At 72.5% G+C, this 17730-nt stretch carries 17 protein-coding genes; 3 read left to right on the top strand and 14 right to left on the bottom strand.

Features of this window, described 5'->3' with window-relative positions; translation table 11 throughout:
• Positions 1–58 precede the first annotated feature (58 nt).
• From EES42_RS19835 to EES42_RS19845, 3 genes are all read left to right on the top strand, one after another.
• A complete protein-coding gene (locus tag EES42_RS19835) occupies positions 59–1018 on the top strand; it encodes an ABC transporter ATP-binding protein (protein WP_124719598.1) in 960 nt (319 codons plus the stop codon).
• Positions 1015–2649 carry an ABC transporter permease gene (locus EES42_RS19840; RefSeq protein ID WP_124719599.1) on the top strand — a complete coding sequence of 545 codons (1635 nt, stop codon included), beginning with the start codon at positions 1015–1017 and terminating at the stop codon, positions 2647–2649. The genes EES42_RS19835 and EES42_RS19840 overlap by 4 nt, the downstream gene beginning before the upstream one ends.
• A gap of 72 nt (positions 2650–2721) precedes the next feature.
• Entirely contained in the window at positions 2722–3048 is a 327-nt protein-coding gene (locus EES42_RS19845) for a hypothetical protein (protein ID WP_124719600.1), read from the top strand.
• 81 nt (positions 3049–3129) lie between these two features.
• On the opposite strand, the gene EES42_RS19850 is transcribed toward EES42_RS19845, so the two are convergent.
• From EES42_RS19850 to EES42_RS19915, 14 genes are all read right to left on the bottom strand, one after another.
• Positions 3130–4359: a cytochrome P450 gene (locus EES42_RS19850; RefSeq protein WP_124719601.1), complete on the bottom strand. Its 1230-nt coding sequence runs from the start codon at positions 4357–4359 to the stop codon at positions 3130–3132.
• 181 nt (positions 4360–4540) lie between these two features.
• A complete protein-coding gene (locus EES42_RS19855) occupies positions 4541–5218 on the bottom strand; it encodes a response regulator (RefSeq protein WP_124719602.1) in 678 nt (225 codons plus the stop codon).
• Positions 5215–6516, bottom strand: coding sequence for a sensor histidine kinase (locus tag EES42_RS19860; RefSeq protein ID WP_124719603.1), 1302 nt, complete (start codon positions 6514–6516; stop codon positions 5215–5217). Before EES42_RS19860 ends, EES42_RS19855 begins: the two co-directional genes overlap by 4 nt.
• A 105-nt stretch (positions 6517–6621) precedes the next feature.
• On the bottom strand, positions 6622–7497 hold the full coding sequence (locus EES42_RS19865) for an alpha/beta hydrolase family protein (protein ID WP_124719604.1): 876 nt from the start codon (positions 7495–7497) through the stop codon (positions 6622–6624).
• A gap of 95 nt (positions 7498–7592) precedes the next feature.
• Positions 7593–8807 carry a kynureninase gene (gene kynU, locus EES42_RS19870; RefSeq protein WP_124719605.1) on the bottom strand — a complete coding sequence of 405 codons (1215 nt, stop codon included), beginning with the start codon at positions 8805–8807 and terminating at the stop codon, positions 7593–7595.
• A complete protein-coding gene (locus EES42_RS19875) occupies positions 8800–9648 on the bottom strand; it encodes a tryptophan 2,3-dioxygenase family protein (RefSeq protein WP_124719606.1) in 849 nt (282 codons plus the stop codon). The genes kynU and EES42_RS19875 overlap by 8 nt, the downstream gene beginning before the upstream one ends.
• Before the next feature lie 210 nt (positions 9649–9858).
• Positions 9859–10272 carry a DUF3151 domain-containing protein gene (locus EES42_RS19880; RefSeq protein ID WP_124719607.1) on the bottom strand — a complete coding sequence of 138 codons (414 nt, stop codon included), beginning with the start codon at positions 10270–10272 and terminating at the stop codon, positions 9859–9861.
• Between the two features lie 58 nt (positions 10273–10330).
• Positions 10331–11887, bottom strand: coding sequence for an MFS transporter (locus tag EES42_RS19885; RefSeq protein WP_124719608.1), 1557 nt, complete (start codon positions 11885–11887; stop codon positions 10331–10333).
• Between the two features lie 62 nt (positions 11888–11949).
• Positions 11950–12753 (bottom strand): ankyrin repeat domain-containing protein, encoded by an 804-nt coding sequence (locus EES42_RS19890; protein WP_206433521.1) that lies wholly within the window; start codon positions 12751–12753, stop codon positions 11950–11952.
• A gap of 11 nt (positions 12754–12764) precedes the next feature.
• Positions 12765–13979 (bottom strand): MalY/PatB family protein, encoded by a 1215-nt coding sequence (locus EES42_RS19895; protein WP_164495273.1) that lies wholly within the window; start codon positions 13977–13979, stop codon positions 12765–12767.
• Positions 13980–14052: 73 nt separating this feature from the next.
• Positions 14053–15075: a class II fructose-bisphosphate aldolase gene (fbaA, locus tag EES42_RS19900; protein WP_124719611.1), complete on the bottom strand. Its 1023-nt coding sequence runs from the start codon at positions 15073–15075 to the stop codon at positions 14053–14055.
• Between the two features lie 218 nt (positions 15076–15293).
• On the bottom strand, positions 15294–15833 hold the full coding sequence (gene pyrE, locus EES42_RS19905; protein ID WP_124719612.1) for an orotate phosphoribosyltransferase: 540 nt from the start codon (positions 15831–15833) through the stop codon (positions 15294–15296).
• 53 nt (positions 15834–15886) lie between these two features.
• Positions 15887–16687 (bottom strand): aldose epimerase family protein, encoded by an 801-nt coding sequence (locus EES42_RS19910; RefSeq protein WP_124719613.1) that lies wholly within the window; start codon positions 16685–16687, stop codon positions 15887–15889.
• Between the two features lie 25 nt (positions 16688–16712).
• Positions 16713–17678, bottom strand: coding sequence for an SRPBCC family protein (locus EES42_RS19915; protein WP_206433522.1), 966 nt, complete (start codon positions 17676–17678; stop codon positions 16713–16715).
• Positions 17679–17730 lie beyond the last annotated feature (52 nt).

The raw sequence follows: 17730 nt of genomic DNA on the forward strand, positions 1-17730 counted from the left end.
TCAACTTTATACGCTTCCTTAACTTCACAAATTTGTGAAACTAGCGTAGCTTCAAAACATGACGAAGGCGATCACGGTGGCCGGACTGCACAAGTCGTTCGGCCGCACACACGCGCTGGACGGCCTCGACCTCACCGTCGAGACCGGCGAGGTCCACGGCTTCCTCGGGCCCAACGGATCCGGGAAGTCCACCACCATCCGGGTGCTGCTGGGGCTGCTGCGGGCCGACTCCGGCGCCGCCCAGCTGCTCGGCCGCGACCCGTGGCACGACGCGGTGGAGCTCCACCGAAAGGTGGCGTACGTCCCGGGTGACGTCACGCTGTGGCGCAATCTCTCCGGCGGCGAGGTGATCGACCTGTACGGGAGCCTGCGTGGCGGCCTCGACCGGACCCGGCGCGCCGACCTCGTCGACCGGTTCGAGCTCGACCCGACCAAGAAGGGGCGTACGTACTCCAAGGGCAACCGCCAGAAGGTCGCCCTGGTCGGCGCCTTCGCCTCCGATGTGGATCTGCTGATCCTCGACGAACCCACCAGCGGACTCGACCCGCTGATGGAGGAGGTCTTCCAGGACTGTGTGGCCGAGGAGCGTGCGCGCGGGCGGACGATCCTGCTCTCCAGCCACATCCTCAGCGAGGTCGAGACGCTCTGCGACCGGGTCAGCATCATCCGCCAGGGGCGGACGGTCGAGACGGGATCGCTCGCGGACATGCGCCACCTGACGCGTACGAACATCAGCGCCGAGCTGGCCGCCGCGCCCAACGGGCTCGCCCGGCTGCCCGGCGTCCACGACCTCGATGTGCAGGGCCTGCGGGTCACGCTCCAGGTCGACACGGACAAGCTGGACGCCGTCCTCAAGTCGCTCACCGCCTCTGGCGTACGGACGCTGACCAGCACTCCACCCACCCTGGAGGAGCTGTTCCTGCGCCACTACGCGTCGGACGCCACGGACGCCACGGACGCGTCGGACGCCACGGACGCCGCCGACAACGGCGAGGGTGCGGGGGTGGTGGCGCGATGACCGCCGTGACCATGACCACCCCGGCCGGTGCCCGGCGCCGGACCGGGGCCACGGCCGGGCAGCTCGCCGGGACGTGGCGGCTGCTGCGGCTGGCGCTGCGGCGCGACCGGATCATGATGCCGGTCTGGGTGCTCGTGCTCGGCGGCTCCTTCGCCTCCGTCGCCGGCTCCCTCACCTCGCTCTACGACACCGCCGGACAGCGCGCCGAGCTGGCCGCGTCGATGAACGGCAACAGCTCGCTCCGCGCCATGTACGGACCGGTCTTCGGCGACTCGGTCGGCGGGCTCGTGAGCTGGCGGATGGCCGCCTTCGGAGCGGTGCTGGCGGCCGTGATGAGCCTGATCGTCGTCGTCCGGCACACCCGGGAGGAAGAGGAGACCGGCCGTCAGGAGATGCTCTCCTCCGCGATGGTGGGGCGCCGCGCCCCGCTGACCGCCGCTCTGCTCGCCGCCGTGATCGCCAACGCGGCACTGGCGCTGGTCATCGCGGCGGGTCTGGCGGGATCGGGGGCGGGCGGTGCCGGGGCGGTGGCGCTCGCCCTGGCGGTCGCCGGGACGGGTGTGCTGTTCGCCTGCACGGCGGCGATCGCCGCACAGTTCACCGAGAGCGCCCGGCTCGCCAAGGGGGTCACGGCGGCGGTGATCGGTGCCGCGTTCGTCCTCAAGGCGGCGGGCGATTCGGCATCGGACGACGGCTCGTCCGTGCTGACCTGGCTCTCCCCCGTCGGCTGGGCGGAGAACGTCCGGGCGTACGCGGACGAGCGCTGGTGGGTGCTGCTCGTCTTCGCGGCGGCCGTCGCGGTGCAGGCCCTCCTGGCGTACGGGCTGGCCGGCCGGCGCGATGTCGGGATGAGCTTCCTGGCGACGAGACCGGGCCCCGCGCAGGGGCGGATCTCCACGGCGTTCGGGCTCGCGCTGCGGCTCCAGCGCGGTGCGCTGACCGGGTGGACGCTCTCCTTCGCGGTGGTCGGTGTCGCCTTCGGCGGGCTGACCGGCGGGGCGGCCGATCTCGTCGGCGACAACGCGAAGACCCGGGAGATCTTCGAGCGGATGGGCGGACAGGCCGGGCTGACCGACGCGTTCCTCGCCGCGATGGTCTCCGTGCTCGGGATGGTCGCGGCGCTGTACATCGTCGCGTCGGTGCTGCGGCTGCACGGCGAGGAGACCGGCGGGCGCGCCGAGCCGGTGCTGGCGGGCGGGGTGGGCCGGATCGGCTGGGCTGCCGGTCATCTGGTCATCGCGTTCGGCGGGGCGGCCCTGCTCATGACGGTCGGCGGCCTCGGCCTGGCCGTGGGCTACGGCCACGACCTCCCGGCCGTGCTGGGCGCGTCGCTGGTACAGCTGCCGGCGATCTGGCTGCTGGGCGGGGTGACGGTCCTGCTGTACGGGGCGTTCCCGAAGGCGGCGGTGGCGTCCTGGGGCGTCGCCGGAATCTGCCTGGCGCTGGGATGGCTCGGGCCCGCGGTGAACATGCCGCAGGCGGTGATGGACATATCGCCGTTCACGCACCTGCCGAAGCTGCCGGGCGGTACGGGAATGGAATGGGGCCCGGTGCTCGCGCTCACCGCCGTCGCGGTGGTGCTGGTCGGGGCCGGGGCGGTGGCACTGCGCAGGCGCGATGTCCAGACGTGACGGTGACGCGGGGGCGGGCGGGAGTGCCGGGAAAGTGCAACCTCACCGCGGTGTCCCCGCGTCACCTCGATCATGGAGAACCGAAAGGAAGCCGTCCGCGGGGTCGTGGGGTGCGCGGTCGTCGCCGCGGGCGGGGCCGCCGGGATGCTCGCCTGGGTGCCGTACGGCCGGCGTGGCATCCTCGGCTTCGAGGGCGAGTCGGAATGGGACGTGTTCTGGTTCGGGCTGCCCGTCATGGTGCTCGGCGGCATCGCGACCGGGCTCGTCCTCATCAACCTCGCGCGGCGGAAGTGGCGGCGGACCCTCGGGGCGACGGCGCTGCTCGCCGCTCTAGTCGGTGTCGGAATGGTCTTCGACGTGCTGGAGGACCCGTACACGTACTGCGAGATGGGGTGCTGAACGCGGAGGGCCCCGAGCGCCGGGCCCCGGCCCCGCCGCCCGACCCCGCCGCCTAGGCCCCCGGCCCCCGGCCGGCCCCGCTCACAGCTCCACGCGGAGTTCCTTCAGGCCCCTGATCACATAACCCGGGTTCCACTCCGGCTCGGCCGCCAGCCGCATCCCGGGGGCGCGGCGCAGCAGTTCCCCGAAGGACGCGGCCAGTTCGACCCGGGCCAGCGGGGCGCCCAGGCAGAAGTGGATGCCCGCGCCGAAGGTGATGTGCGGGTTGTCCTGCCGGGCCAGGTCCAGGGTGTCCGGGTCGTCGAAGCGGGCCGGGTCACGGTTGGCGGAACCGAAGAGCAGGGCCACCTCCGAGCCGCGCGGGATGACCGTGCCGTCGATCTCGATGTCGTCGAGGACCCAGCGCTCGAACATCTGCAACGGGGTGTCGTACCGCATCAGCTCCTCGACCGCCGTCGGCAGCAGCCCGTGATCGGCCCGCAGGGCCGCCAGCTGTTCGGGGTGGCGCAGCAGCGTCCACCAGCCGTTCACGGTGGTGTTGACGGTCGCCTCGTGGCCCGCGTTCAGCAGCAGCACACAGGTGGAGATCATCTCCTGTTCGCTCAGCCGCTCCCCCTCGTCGTGGGCGGCGATGAGCGCGGAGATCAGATCCGTACCGGGGTTCTTGCGCCGTTCCTCGATCAGCTCGCGCAGATACCCGGAGAAGTCGAGCGAGGCGCGGACGGCGGCGCGGGCGGTCTCCTCGGACGGGTTCAGTTCGAACATCCCGCAGATCGCCGCCGACCAGGGCCGCAGCGGGCCCCGGTCGGACTCCGGGATGCCGAGCATCTCGGCGATGACGGCCACCGGCAGCGGCTCCGCGACCGCCGTGAGCAGATCGCCGCCGCCCGCCTCGACGAAGGAGTCGACCAGCTCGGCGGCCAGCCGCCGCACGGTCGGGACGAGCTGCTCGACCGTACGCGGGGTGAACGCCTTGGAGACCAGGCGCCGGATCCGGGTGTGGTCGGGGGCCTCCAGATCGAGGAGCCCCTGCCCGTTGAGGGTGTGGAAGGGCTCGTGCCCGTCGGGCGGCGGGGTGCGGCCGAACTCCTCGTGGGTGAAGCGGTGCAGATACGTGCGGCCGAGGCGGCGGTCGCGCAGCAGCGCGGACACATCCGCGTGGTGCGGGACGAGCCACTGGTCGGTCGGCTCGAAGCGGTGCACCCGGCCGGTGGCGCGCAGTGCGGCGTAGGCGGGGTACGGGTCGGCGACGAAGGCCGGTGACCAGGGGTCGAAGGGGGCATCGGCCGCGGAACGGGGAGACGGGTGCATAGCCGGACGCTAACCGCATCCCCCGCCCACCGGCCACCCCTCAGGACGTTGTGACCAGGGACGCCCCGCTCAGGACGGCGTGACCGGGCCCGACCGCTCAGGACGGCGTGACCGGGCCCGAACGCTCAGGACAGCGTGACCGGGCCCGAACGCTCAGGACAGCGTGACCGGGCCCGGACGCTCAGGACGGCGTGACCAGCCGGGCCTCGTACGCGAAGACGGCCGCCTGGGTGCGGTCGCGCAGCCCGAGCTTCACCAGGATCCGGCTCACATGCGTCTTGATGGTGGACTCGGCGACCACCAGATGCGAGGCGATCTCGGCATTGGACCGGCCCTGCGCGATGAGGACGAGCACCTCCGTCTCACGCTCGGTGAGATCGCCGACCCGGGCCAGCGCGGGCGAGCGCGGGGCCTCCGCGAGCTTCGAGAACTCGTTGATCAGCCGCTTGGTCACGGTCGGCGCGAGCAGCGCCTCGCCCGCGGCCACCACCCGTACCCCGTCCGCGAGCTGGCGCGCCGAGGCGTCCTTGAGGAGGAAGCCGGACGCCCCGGCGCGCAGCGCCTGGTACACGTACTCGTCGAGGTCGAAGGTGGTCAGCACCAGGACCTTGGCGTCCGCGTCGGCGGCGACGATCTCGCGGGTGGCCTCGATGCCGTTGAGTTCCGGCATCCGGATGTCCATCAGGACCACATCGGGGCGCAGCGCCGCGACCTGTGCGATGGCCTGCCGGCCGTCGACGGCCTCGCCGACGACCTCGATCCCCGGCATGGCGTTGAGCAGCACCGAGAAGCCCTCGCGGACCATCATCTGGTCGTCCACGATCAGCACCCGGATGGACGGGACGGTGGGAGTGCTCATGCCAGGTCCGCCTGTTCCCGGGGCTCGGAACCGGCCTGTACGGGGATGAACACCGTGATCTCGTACCCGCCCTCGGTGGTCGCGTCGGCCGTCATGTTCCCGTCCAGCATCGCGACCCGCTCCCGCATCCCGGTGATCCCGTGACCGGCCCCCGGCGAGGGCTTCACCGGACCGGTGGGCGGCCCGTTGACGACGCGCAGACCGAGCCCGCCCAGCACATAGCCGATCTCCACCTTGGCGGTGGCGCCCGGTGCGTGCCGCAGCGTATTGCTGAGGGCCTCCTGAATGATCCGGTACGCCGACAGCTCGACGCCCTGCGGCAGTTCGCGCACCGCACCGGTGATGGTCTTCTCCGTCGGCAGGCCCGCCTCGCCGACATTGGCGAGGAGCCCGTCGAGCTGGGCGAGTGTCGGCTGCGGGGCGTCCGGCGCCTGGTAGTCCTCGGCCCGTACGACACCGAGGACCCGGCGCAGCTCGGTGAGGGCGGCGACGGCGTTCTCTCGGATCGTGACGAAGGCCTGCTCCAGCTCGGGCGGCGGATTCTCCACCCGGTACGGGGCGGCCTCGGCCTGGATCGCGACGACCGACATGTGGTGCGCGACCACGTCGTGCAGCTCACGGGCGATGGTGGTGCGCTCCTCCAGCAGCGTGCGCCGGTCGCGCTCGACGGCGGTCACGGTGCGCTGCACCGTCACCTCGCGCTCCGCGTCACGGCGGATCTGCACCATGGAGACCACCAACAGGGCGAACGCCGAGGTCAGGGCCATCCCGAAGGTGGTGGGACCGGGCCGCCAGACGAGGTACTCCATCGCCACACCGAGCAGTACGGTCAGACCCCACATCCAGGCGGCGGTGCGCCGATCGGTCCTGGCCGCGACGACGATCAGCACGACCAGATGCGCGAAGAACGTGACCGGCCCCCACGGCCACCCGCCCTCGCCGAACACCGCGGTCACCGGGGTCAGCAGCAGCGACAGCCAGAACGCGCCGACCGGCCTGACCAGCGTCATCAGCACGCTGATGGCCGGGAACAGCGCGACCAGCTGGGTGAGCGGATGGTGCGTCGAGGCGATCCCCAGCAGGAAGGTGATCAGCGCGACCAGCACCACGAACGCGTGCACGGCCCAGGTGGCGCGCTCCTGTACCCGCTTCGGCAGCCGGCGGATCACCGGCGCGTCGGTCCGCAGCCGGGGCAGCGGACGGTAGGCGAACGCATCGTGGAAGAGGGCCTGCCGGAGGCCGCCTATCGCCCCCGCCGCCAGCTGGAACTCCGGGCTTCTGCTCTTGGTCTCGGTCACGCTTCCACGTTAGGCGGCGCGCCGAACCCGGTCGTCAGCAGTGATACGGATTCCGGGCCGTCCATCGCAAGTACTACGGACTCCGCCGAGCGGCCGGACCCGCGCTCACCAGGCGAGTTGTGCGAGCTCCTCCGCCACCACCGCGCAGGCGTCCGCGGCCGGGTCGATCAGCGGAAAGTGGCCGACGTCCGGCAGCAGGGTCAGCCCCACCGTCTCGCCCGCCTTCGCCGCCGCGTCGACGAACGCCTCCGAGACCGCCTGCGGCACATCGACATCGGTGGTGCCCTGCACCACGGTGGTCGCGATGCCGGTGGGCAGCAGCGCGGCCGGGTCGGCGTACGGAGAGCGTTCGGCGAAGTCGACCTCGCTGCCCAGGAGTTGACCGACCGCGCCGGAACACACGTCCAGCCCGACGGCGGTGGCGAAGTCCGCGATCGGCGCGAGGGCGACGACGCCCCGCAGCTGCGGCGGCGCGGGCAGCCGCCACGGCGACCCCTCGGGCAGTACGTGCCGGGCGGCGGCCCACAGCGCCAGCTGCCCGCCCGCCGAGTGCCCGGTCACCACGATCCGCCGGGCATCGGCCGCCGGGAGTTCCCGGGCCAGCAGCGCCGGCAGCGCGTCCATCGCGGCGGCGACATCGTCGAAGGTCTCCGGCCAGCGGCCCGCGACCGGGCCGGAACCCCGCTGCTGCGGGATCTCGCTGCCGCGCCGGTACTCGACGCTGGCGACGGCGAACCCGCGCCGGGCCAGGAAGTCCGCGAACGGCGACACATGCCGCCGGTCGTACGGCGCCCGCCAGGCCCCGCCGTGCAGGACGACCACGACCGGCGCCCCGGTCCGCCCGTCGCGCGGGGCGTAGAAGTCGATCAGCTGGTCGGGGTGGCTGCCGTAGGCGGCGGACGCGTCGGGGGCGACCGGTGGATGCGAGAGGGCCGACTCGGTCTCGGCTGCGTCCCGATCACGCGCGGCAGAATCCGACATGCTGCTCCAACCGTCCTGTAGCTGAGCCCAACTGGCCTGACCTGCGGGGACGGTACCAGTACGGAAGGTTCCCGTCCCCGCCCAGGATCAGGGCGCTAGCGCCGGGCGACGACCTCGCCCAGCACCCGCGCCGCCCGCTCCACGTCCGCGAAACCGACGTACAGCGGGGTGAACCCGAACCGGAGCACGTCCGGCCGGCGCAGGTCCCCGACCACGCCCCGGGCGATGAGCTCGCTCATCACCGGCTCCGCGTCCTCGCAGCGCAGCGCGACCTGGCTGCCGCGCTCGGCGTGCGCGACCGGGGTCACCGGGACGGCCCGGCCCTCGGGCAGGTACCGCGCGACGCACTCCAGGAAGAAGTCCGTCAGCGCCAGGGACTTGGCCCGTACCGCCTCGACGGACACCCCGTCCCACACGTCGAGGGACGCTTCGAGCGCCAGCATCGAGAGGATGTCGGGGGTGCCGACCCGGCCTCGTACCGCGCCGTCGGCCGGGGCGTATCCGGGGGTCATGCCGAACGGGTCGGCGTGCGACGTCCACCCCGGCAGGGGCGAGTCGAAGGCCGCCTGGTGGCGCTCGGCGACGTAGATGTAGGCGGGCGAACCGGGGCCGCCGTTCAGGTACTTGTACGTGCAGCCGACCGCCAGGTCCACGCCGTGCTCGTCGAGACCGACGGGCAGGGCGCCCGCGCTGTGGCACAGGTCCCAGATCGCGATGCCGCCCGCCGCGTGCACCGCGGCGGTGAGTCCGGGCAGGTCGTGGAGCCTGCCGGTGCGGTAGTCGACGTGGTTGAGCAGCACGGCCGCGGTACGGGGGCCCAGCGCGCCGGGCACCTCGGCCGGGGTGACCGGGACCAGGCTGTGGCCGGTCATCCGGGCGGCGGACTCGGTGATGTACCCGTCCGTGGGGAAGGTCGTCGCGTCGACGAGGATCTCGTCGCGCTCCCGGGACGCCAGCCGGCTCGCGGCGACGACCGCCTTGAAGACGTTCACGCTGGTGGAGTCGCCCACCACGATCTGCCCGGCGGCGGCCCCGACGAGCGGGGCGATCCGGTCACCGATCCGTTCCGGCGCGGTCCACCAGCCGCTCTCGTCCCAGGACCGGATGCGCAGCTCGCCCCACTCGCGGGTGAGGACCTCCTGCACCCGGGCGGGCACGTGCGCGGGCAGCGCGCCGAGCGAGTTGCCGTCGAGATAGACGGTGTCGTCCAGGACGAACAGCTTCCGCCGGTCCGCGAGCGGGTCGGCGGCGTCGAGTGCCGCGGCACGCGCGGCGAGGTCCTCGGACCTGGTCACGGAGGTCTCAGACATGGCTTCGCGCCGTCCACAGTTCGGGGAAGACGTTCTTCGTGGCCCGCTTCTCCAGCCAGGCGACCCCGGCGGAGCCACCGGTACCGGTCTTCGAGCCCATCGCGCGCCGGGTGGCGACCAGATGGTCGTTGCGCCAGCGCCACACCAGCTCACCGACGTCGGTGAGCGCCTCACCCAGCCGGACCAGCTCGTCGTGGTGCTCGGGGTCCGCGTAGATCTCCGCCCAGACCGCCTCGACCTCGGGGGACGGCTCGTACTTCCGCGTCAGGTCCCGGCCGAGCACGGCCTGCGGTATCGCGAACCCGCGCCGGGCGAGCAGCGCCAGCGTCTCGTCGTACAGACCCGGCTCGGCGAGCGCCTTCTCCAGCTCGGCGTGGACACGCGGCGCGCCCCGGTGCGGCACCAGCATGGACGCGGACTTGTCGCCGAGCAGGAACTCCATCCGCCGGTACATCGCCGACTGGAAACCGGAGCCCTCGCCGAGCGCGGAGCGGTAGGAGTTGAACTGGGCGGGGGTGAGCTGGGCGAGCGGGGTCCAGGAGGCGTTGAGCGCCTCCAGCTCCCGCACCGACCGCTTGAGGGCGTCGCGCGCGACGTTCAGCCGGTCCTCGCGCAGGGCGTGCGCGGCGGTCTCCCACTCATGGACGATGACGGTGAACCACAGCTCCATGACCTGGGTGGTGACCAGGAAGACCATCTCGCCCGGATCGTCGGAGCGAGGGTGCTGGAGATGGGTCAGGACATCCGCCTGGACATAGTCCTCGTACGGAGTCGTTCCCGCGAAGTCGAGGTGCGGGGTCTGCGCACCGGTGGCTTCGGGGTCGGGGTGGATCGTCGACATTGCTGTCTCCTCGACACGAGCTTCCGGGTAGCGGTCCGCCCCTTCCATGAGGTGATGGAGCTCCGGTCCCCTGTCGGCATCCTAAACGGACGCCCCACAAGCGCGCAGACCCCGCAGACGTACCACCGTCCACGGGGTCCGACCCGTCCGGGCCCGGGCTGCTAGGGCCTCTCGTTTGGATCCTGCCGGGCTCGAACCAAACGAAAGACCCTAGCCGAGCGTCTCGGCCGCGGTGGGCGAGGAATCGCGCAGGAACGTCGAGCAGCGCTCGTACTCCTCCTGCTCGCCGATCGCCCGCGCGGCCCGCGCCAGGGCGTGCAGGGCGCGCAGGAAGCCGCGGTTCGGCTCGTGCTCGAACGGCACCGGGCCGTGGCCCTTCCAGCCGGCCCGGCGCAGCGCGTCGAGGCCGCGGTGGTAGCCGGTGCGGGCGTAGGCGTACGACTCGACGACGCGGCCGCCGTCGTACGCCTCGTCGGCGAGCTGCGCCCAGGCCAGGGAGGAGGTCGGGTACTTCGCGGCGACATCGGCGGGGGCCGTGCCGTTCGCCAGCAGCTCGCGCGGCTCCGGGTCGTCGGGCAGATGGGTCGGGGGAGGTCCCCCGAGCAGGTTCTCGTGGATCGACATGGGTTCAAGTGTGCCTGGCGCCCACCCGCCGGGGGTACCCGGGCACCGGCGTGCGCGGTCAGCTCGCGCCCGGTTTCCGCTCCTCCTCGTGCGCCGGTTCCAGGGGCGGTGCGGCGATCCCGCAGTGCACCGTGCACTCGGGCCGCGCCTGCTCCTCCTCGTCCGCCGTGACCAGGGGTCTGCGTACGGTCGCCCAGGCGATCGCGGCCCCCAGCACCAACAGCCCGGCACACATCGGCATGGCCCGGCGGAAGGTCGCGGCGAACTCGCCGGCGTTCCGGTAGGCCTCCGGGCCCATTCCGGCGAGCAGCGGCAGCGCGGCCACCGCGATCAGCCCCGCGGCGCGGGCGGCCGCGTTGTTGATCCCGCTGGCGAGACCGGCCCTGGCGGTGTCCACGGAGGCCAGGACGGTCGCGGTGAGCGGTGCGACCAGGGTGACGAGCCCGACGCCGAGCACCGCGACCGCGGGGAGCACATCGGTGAGGTAGCCGGAGAGGGTGTTCGACCCGGGCCCGACCCGCAGCATCAGCAGCATTCCCGCGGCGGCGATCAGCGGCCCGGCGGTGAGCGGGATGCGGGGCCCGATGCGCTGGCCCAGTTCGCCCGAGGCGGCCGAGAAGAACAGCATCAGGACGGTCGTCGGCAGCAGCGCCGTACCCGCGCCGAGCGCCGAGTACCCGGCCACCACCTGGAGCTGGATCGCGGAGAGGAAGAAGTAGCCGCCGAGCGCCGCGTACACGCAGAGGGTGATCACATTGACGGCGGTGAACTGCCGGGACGCGAAGACCGAGGGCGGCAGCATCGGTTCCGCCCGGGTGCGTTCCACCCGTACGAAGACCGCCCCGAGCAGCACCCCGCCGACGGCCGTCCCGATCACCGCCCCGGACGCCCCCTGCGCCGGCGCCTCGATCAGCGCATAGGTCACCAGGGCGAGGGCCAGCGCCGCGAGCACGGCGCCCAGCACGTCGAAGCGCCCGTGCGCGTGCGGGTCACGCGATTCCGGCACGTGGCGCAGCGCCACCGGCACACAGACCGCGGCGAGCGGCACATTGAGCAGGAACACCCACCGCCAGCCCGGCCCGTCGACCAGATATCCGCCGACGAACGGCCCGACGGCGGCCCCGCCCAGTCCCGACCACAGCCCGACCGCGCGGGCCCGGTCGTCGGGGTGGAAGCTCGCCTGGATCAGGGCCAGCGAGCCGGGCGTGAGGAGCGCCCCGCCGATGCCCTGGAGGGCGCGGGCGGCGATCAGGACGACGGCGTTCGGCGCCAGTCCGCACAGCACCGACGCGGCGGCGAACCAGACGACCCCGACGACGAAGACCCGGCGCCGCCCGTACCGGTCGCCCAGGGCGCCGCCGAGGAGGATCAGCCCGGCGAGGGTCAGCATGTAGGCGTTGACGGTCCACTGGAGGGCGGCCATGTCGGTGCCGAGATCCTTGCCGATGCGGGGCAGCGCGACGTTGATGACGGTGGAGTCCAGCATGGCCATGCTGGAGCCGAGGACGGTGGTCAGGACGACCCAGCGCCCGGGGGCGGAGGCGACGCGGATGGCTCCCGGGTCCGCCGCACCGGCCGCGTCTGCTGCATTGGCTGCATCGGCTGCGTCAGGCATACGAGCAGCATCCCCGCTCCGCTGCGGGAGGGCCATCGGGCGGCGGCCCCTTCCGCAGCGGGTCAGCCGGCCAGGTGGACGGAGGGGCGGCGGTCGCCCGTGCCGTCCCAGTCCACCCGGAAGCCGGCTTCGCGGAACGCCCCTGCGACGAGTTCACCGGCCTGCTTCATCTTCCGGGTGGAACCGTCCGGGGCGCCCCAGAACGCCAGGAAGAGGCGCCCCGTCTCCCGGGCACGCTCGGCGTCCTGGCGCGTGTAGTAGCAGAACCCCACCAGGCCGTCCGGGCCGTGGCCCCGCCGCTCGGCGGCGTCGGAGCAGTCGTCGAATCCGTCGGACTGGGTGGTGCCCGCGCCGGCGAGGGCGACGAACCCGGCCGCGTCCAGCCCGTCCAGCACCTTCCCGATCCGTTTCCTCGCCTCGCGCCACTGCGCCCGCGACAGCTTCCGCTCCGGCGCGGGAGCCTCCTCGTCGGGTGCCGGCGGCTCGATCCCGGCGGCGGCCGCCAACAGCGCGGCGACCTCCGGAACCCAGGCGTTGACGGTGATGTGGTTGCCGTGGCCGTCGGTGATGTCGGGCTCCGCCCCACGGGCGATAAGCAGCTCGACCGCTTCGGGCGACTGCGAGAACTCGGCGGCAAGGTACAGGGCGGTGCGCCCGTCGCCGCCCGGATGCTCGACGGGCGCACCGGCGTCCAGCAGCGCGGCGAGCACGGCGGCCGCACGGACCGGGTCCGCCTCCGCGCCCATCGCGGCCCGGTGCAGCAGACTCCACCCCTGCTCGTCGACCGCGCCGGCGTCGGATCCGGCGTCCAGGGCGGCCCGTACGGCCGCGAGATCACCGTTGTGCGCGGCCTCGAAGGCGTCCATCGGCGGCATGTCTACGACGCCCGTGCCGTCACCGTCCGCACGCCCCGGATCAGCGCCTCCACCCCGGCCTCCGCCTTGGCCCGCGGGCACCCCACGTTCAGCCGGACGAAGCCCTCCGCGCCGTACACCCCGCCCGGCATCACCGCGACCTTCTCCTGCTCGATCAGCACCCGCTGCAACGCCTCGTCGTCCTCGATCCCGGCGGGCCGCAGATCGATCCAGGCCAGATAGCCGGCCTGCGGCGGCTGCCACCCCAGCTCCGGGAACGCCTCGTCCAGCCTTCGTGCGACCAGCGCCAGATTCCCGGCCACGTACTCCCGCAGCGCGTCCAGCCACGCCGCCGACTCCCGGTACGCGGCGATGTGCGCGGTCAGCGACAGCACCGCCGGGGAGGCGAGCCCCTCGGCCGTCTCCATCCGGCGCAGGAACTCCGTCCGGTCGGCCGGATCGCCGATCAGCCCGTACGAACCGCTCAGCGCCGGGAAGTTGAACGCCTTGGACGCGGAGGTGATCAGCGCCCAGCGGCCGTCGCCCGCGACCCGGGTCCACGGCACATGCGTATGCCCCTCGTGCACGAAGTCCGCGTGTATCTCGTCGCTGATCACCGCGACCCCGTACCGCGCGGCGAGCGACGCCGTCTCGTCCAGCTCGGCCGCCGTCCACACCCGGCCGGTCGGGTTGTGCGGGGAGCACAGGACCAGGACCTTGCTGTCGGGGCGGGCCAGCTCACGTTCCAGCGCGGCCCGGTCCCCCACCGGCACGCCCCGCAGCTCGCGCCCGAGCCCGGTGATCGCCTTGCGGAAACCGTCGTACGTGGGGGTGTGGACGACCACCCCCTCGCCCGGCGACGTCCACATCTGCAACAGCTGGGAGAGCTGGCTGAGCACGGAGGGCCCGTAGACCAGCTGCCCGGTGTCCACCTCCGTGCCGTACCGCGTCGCGTACCAGTGGGCTATCGCCGAACGGAAGTCGTCCTGCCGCCAGTCGGTGTAGCCGAACACCCCGTGGTCGAGACGGGAGCGCAGCGCGCCCAGCACCTCCGGGGCGGTCTCGAAGTCCATGTCGGAGATGGTGAACGGCAGCAGCCCGTCCACCCCGAACCGGTCCGCCACCCCGTCCCACTGGACGCACCAGGTGCCCCGGCGGTCGACGACGGTGTCGAAGTCATAGCGCGCGCTGGAACTCACAGCGACCCCTTGAATATGCGTCTGTCGGAGATTGGACATGTGTCTGCCGGACATGCCGTGGGCCCGGCACCCCGAGGGGTACCGGGCCCACGGCCACACTTCGTACCGGCTGCTACTTCAGCTTGGTGCCGGTGGAGCGCAGGTTGGCGCAGGCCTCCGTGACGCGCTTGGCCATGCCCGCCTCGGCGGACTTGCCCCAGCTGCGCGGGTCGTAGACCTTCTTGTTGCCGACCTCGCCGTCGACCTTCAGCACACCGTCGTAGTTGCGGAACATGTGGTCCACGATCGGGCGGGTGAAGGCGTACTGGGTGTCGGTGTCGAGGTTCATCTTCACGACGCCGTTCTCCAGCGCGGTGGCGATCTCCTGCTCGGTGGAGCCGGAACCGCCGTGGAAGACGAAGTCGAACGGGGACGTCACGCCGTACTTGGCGCCGACGCCCTCCTGGAGGTCCTTCAGCAGCTCGGGACGGAGCACGACGTTGCCCGGCTTGTAGACGCCGTGGACGTTGCCGAAGGAGGCGGCCAGCAGGTAGCGGCCCTTCTCGCCCAGGCCGAGCGCCTCGGCGGTGCGCAGCGCGTCGTCGACGGTGGTGTACAGCTCGTCGTTGATCTCGTGCGTGACACCGTCCTCCTCGCCGCCGGTCGGGGTGATCTCGACCTCAAGGATGATCTTGGCGGCGGCGGCCTTGGCCAGCAGCTCCTGGCCGATGGCCAGGTTGTCGGCGAGGGTCTCGGCCGAACCGTCCCACATGTGGCTCTGGAACAGCGGGTTCTCGCCGCGGGCGACGCGCTCGGCGGAGATGTCGAGCAGCGGACGCACGTAGCCGTCCAGCTTGTCCTTGGGGCAGTGGTCGGTGTGCAGGGCGACGGTGACGTCGTACTTGGCCGCGACGATGTGCGCGAACTCGGCCAGGGCGACGGCGCCGGTGACCATGTCCTTGTTGTACTGGCCGCCCAGGAACTCCGCCCCACCGGTGGAGATCTGGACGATGCCGTCGCTCTCCGCCTCCGCGAAGCCGCGCAGTGCAGCGTGCAGGGTCTGGGTCGACGTCACATTGATGGCCGGGTAGGCGAACTTGCCTGCCTTCGCCCGGTCGAGCATCTCGGCGTAGACCTCGGGGGTTGCGATGGGCATCTGACCGCTCCTTGGGATATGCGGGTGTGCGTGCTGGTTCCCTGACCTGGGGGCGACGTCATCGTCGCCCCCATCTTCCCAGACTCTCGCTCCGGCTCCACCCGGCCCATCGCCCTGGCGTTCGGGCGCACCGGGCGCAGGCATGTGGAAGGGGCGGGCCGTTTCACGTGAAACCACCCACCCCCGGAAGAAACCGCAGGTCAAAGCCCGATGTCGGCTCAGGCCAGGTCGAGATCGGCCACCGAGTAGACGTGGACGTACGGCAGCCCGGCCTCGGCGATGGCCCCAGCCGCGCCCCGCTCCACGATCACGGCCACGGCCACGACCTCGCCACCGGCCTCGCGCACCGCCTCGACGGCCGTCAGCGGCGAACCACCGGTGGTCGAGGTGTCCTCCACCACCAGGCAGCGGCGGCCCTTCACGTCCGTGCCCTCGATGCGGCGCTGCATCCCGTGCGCCTTCTGCGCCTTGCGGACGACGAACGCGTCCAGCTCCTGCCCGCGCGCGGCGGAGGCGTGCAGCATCGAGGTGGCGACCGGGTCGGCGCCCAGCGTCAGCCCGCCCACGCAGTCGTAGTCCAGCTCGGCGGTGGCGTCGAGCATGACCTGACCGACCATCGGAGCGGCCTTGCCGTCCAGCGTGATGCGGCGCAGGTCGATGTACCAGTCGGCTTCAAGACCCGAGGAGAGGGTCACCTTGCCGTGTACCACGGCCTTGTCCTTGATCTGCTGGAGCAGCTCAGCACGTACGTCACTCATGGCTACGAGCTTAGAGGCTGTCCGGCGGACCGCCGCCGGGGTCGGATCCGGGGTCAGAGCCGGCGCCAGCTCCACGTCGTCGCGATCTCCAGCGGATCGATCGGGGTGACGTAGCGGGGCGCGGTGTTCAGCCCGTTCGGCGGGCCGGACTGCGGTTCCACGCAGACCGCCTCGTCCTGCTCGTCGTAGATCACGACCCACTCGGTCCGGCTCTTCACGGTCAGCTCCAGCTGCTCCGGCCAGGTGAGTGTCACCTCGACACCGTCCGGCATCCCGAAGCAGTCGTCCCAGGGGCCGCCCAGGGGCGGGATGCGGCGGCCGGTCGGCAGATGGTTCTCGCCGCGCTCCTCCTGCCAGGCCGCGTCGAAGGCCAGCTCCACGTCCTTGCCACCGCCGCCGAGGTTGCGCAGGAACCACGGGTGCCAGCCGGCCTGCGCCGGGAACGAGTCCCCGTACGTCTCGATGCCGAAGGCGAGGGTGAGCGAATCCTCGGCCAACTCGAATGTCTGGGTCACCCGGCCCGGATACGGCCAGGGCTCGGCGAGGTCGTAGTAGAACGACGCCTCCCGCTCGCCCAGCCGGGCGGTGCGCCAGGCGGTGTCCCGGCCGGTGCCGTGGATGGCGTGCGGCGGGGAGTTCAGCGGCAACCGGTGCGGGACGTCGCCGTTGTGGAACAGCCCGTTCTCGGTGCGCCCGCACCACGGCACCATCGGGAAGCAGCCGTACCGCTCCCCCTGCCGCAGCAGTTCGGTGCCATCGATCCGCAGGCTGTCGATGCGACAGCCGTTGGCGGGATTCACGGTCAACTCTGCGTCGCCGACGGACAGCCGGACGTCCTTCTCGCTGCTACTCACCCGACCGACACTACTGGCGCGAGGGCTACCGTCGCCGCCTCAGCGCCCGGGTCACCACCACGGCGGACGCCAGCGCGAGCGCGGCGGCCGGGGCGACCCAGCGGAGTGTGGCGCCCGCAGTGGTCGAATCGGGTGACGGGACGGGGGCGTACCGGCCGCGCGGCGGCGCGTGGTCGACCTCCTCTGCGCTGCGGCCGATCATCGTCCGCCTGGCGTGCGCGGCCTCCGCCGGGAGGTCTTCGGGGGTGGTGAACTCCGCCTCGGACGCCGGGTCGAGGGACGGCGGGGGCACGGGCGCATCGAAGACGGAGCCGGTGCCCGGGGGGTTCCCCGGGACCTCGGGCCCTCCCGCCGCGGGCGCCTCGTCGGCCGTGGCGTCATGGGTGGGCGGCACGTCGTCGGTGCCGCCGGTGCCACCGGCCTCCGGGACGGCGTCGTGGGCGGTGGCCGCGCCGGTCGTGTCGGCCTCCTCGGCCGCCTCCTCGATGGCCTGCTCCACGGCCTCGCCGAGCGGCCCGTCCGGTTCACCACCGGTCGCCAGCGTCTCCGTCACCAGCTGCTGGGCAAAGCGGTCCAGCAGCCGGTGGGCCGCCGCGAGCACCGCCGCCGCGTCCAGCTCCAGGAGCCGGCCGTCACCGCTCGCCGTACCCGTGAAGCCGATCGCCGTACCGCCGTCGCGCTCGGTCAGCCCGATCGTCAGGCTCAGCTTCACCGAGCCGCCGCCCCGGGCCTCGGCGCCCTCGCCCGTCACCAGGACTCCCGCCCCGGGCGCACCCTCCGGGCCGTCCTGCGGCGCATCGGTGAGCCGCAGCGCGCCGCGGTAAGTGATCGTGTGGCCGTCGACCCGGATCCGGAGCCGGCCGGACAGCGGGCCCGCGGACGCGTCGGCGTCCTGCTGCAGCCCCGGCACACAGCGCGCGACGCGGGCGGGGTCACCCAGCGTCCGCCTCAGGGACGGGACCGGAACCGGAACGAACACCTCATGCTCCATGGAAACCGAGCCTACTCAGCCCCGGCCGTCACGTCAGCGGTTCCGCCTCCCG

Source organism: Streptomyces sp. ADI95-17 (assembly GCF_003846175.1).
Lineage (GTDB): Bacteria > Actinomycetota > Actinomycetes > Streptomycetales > Streptomycetaceae > Streptomyces > Streptomyces sanglieri.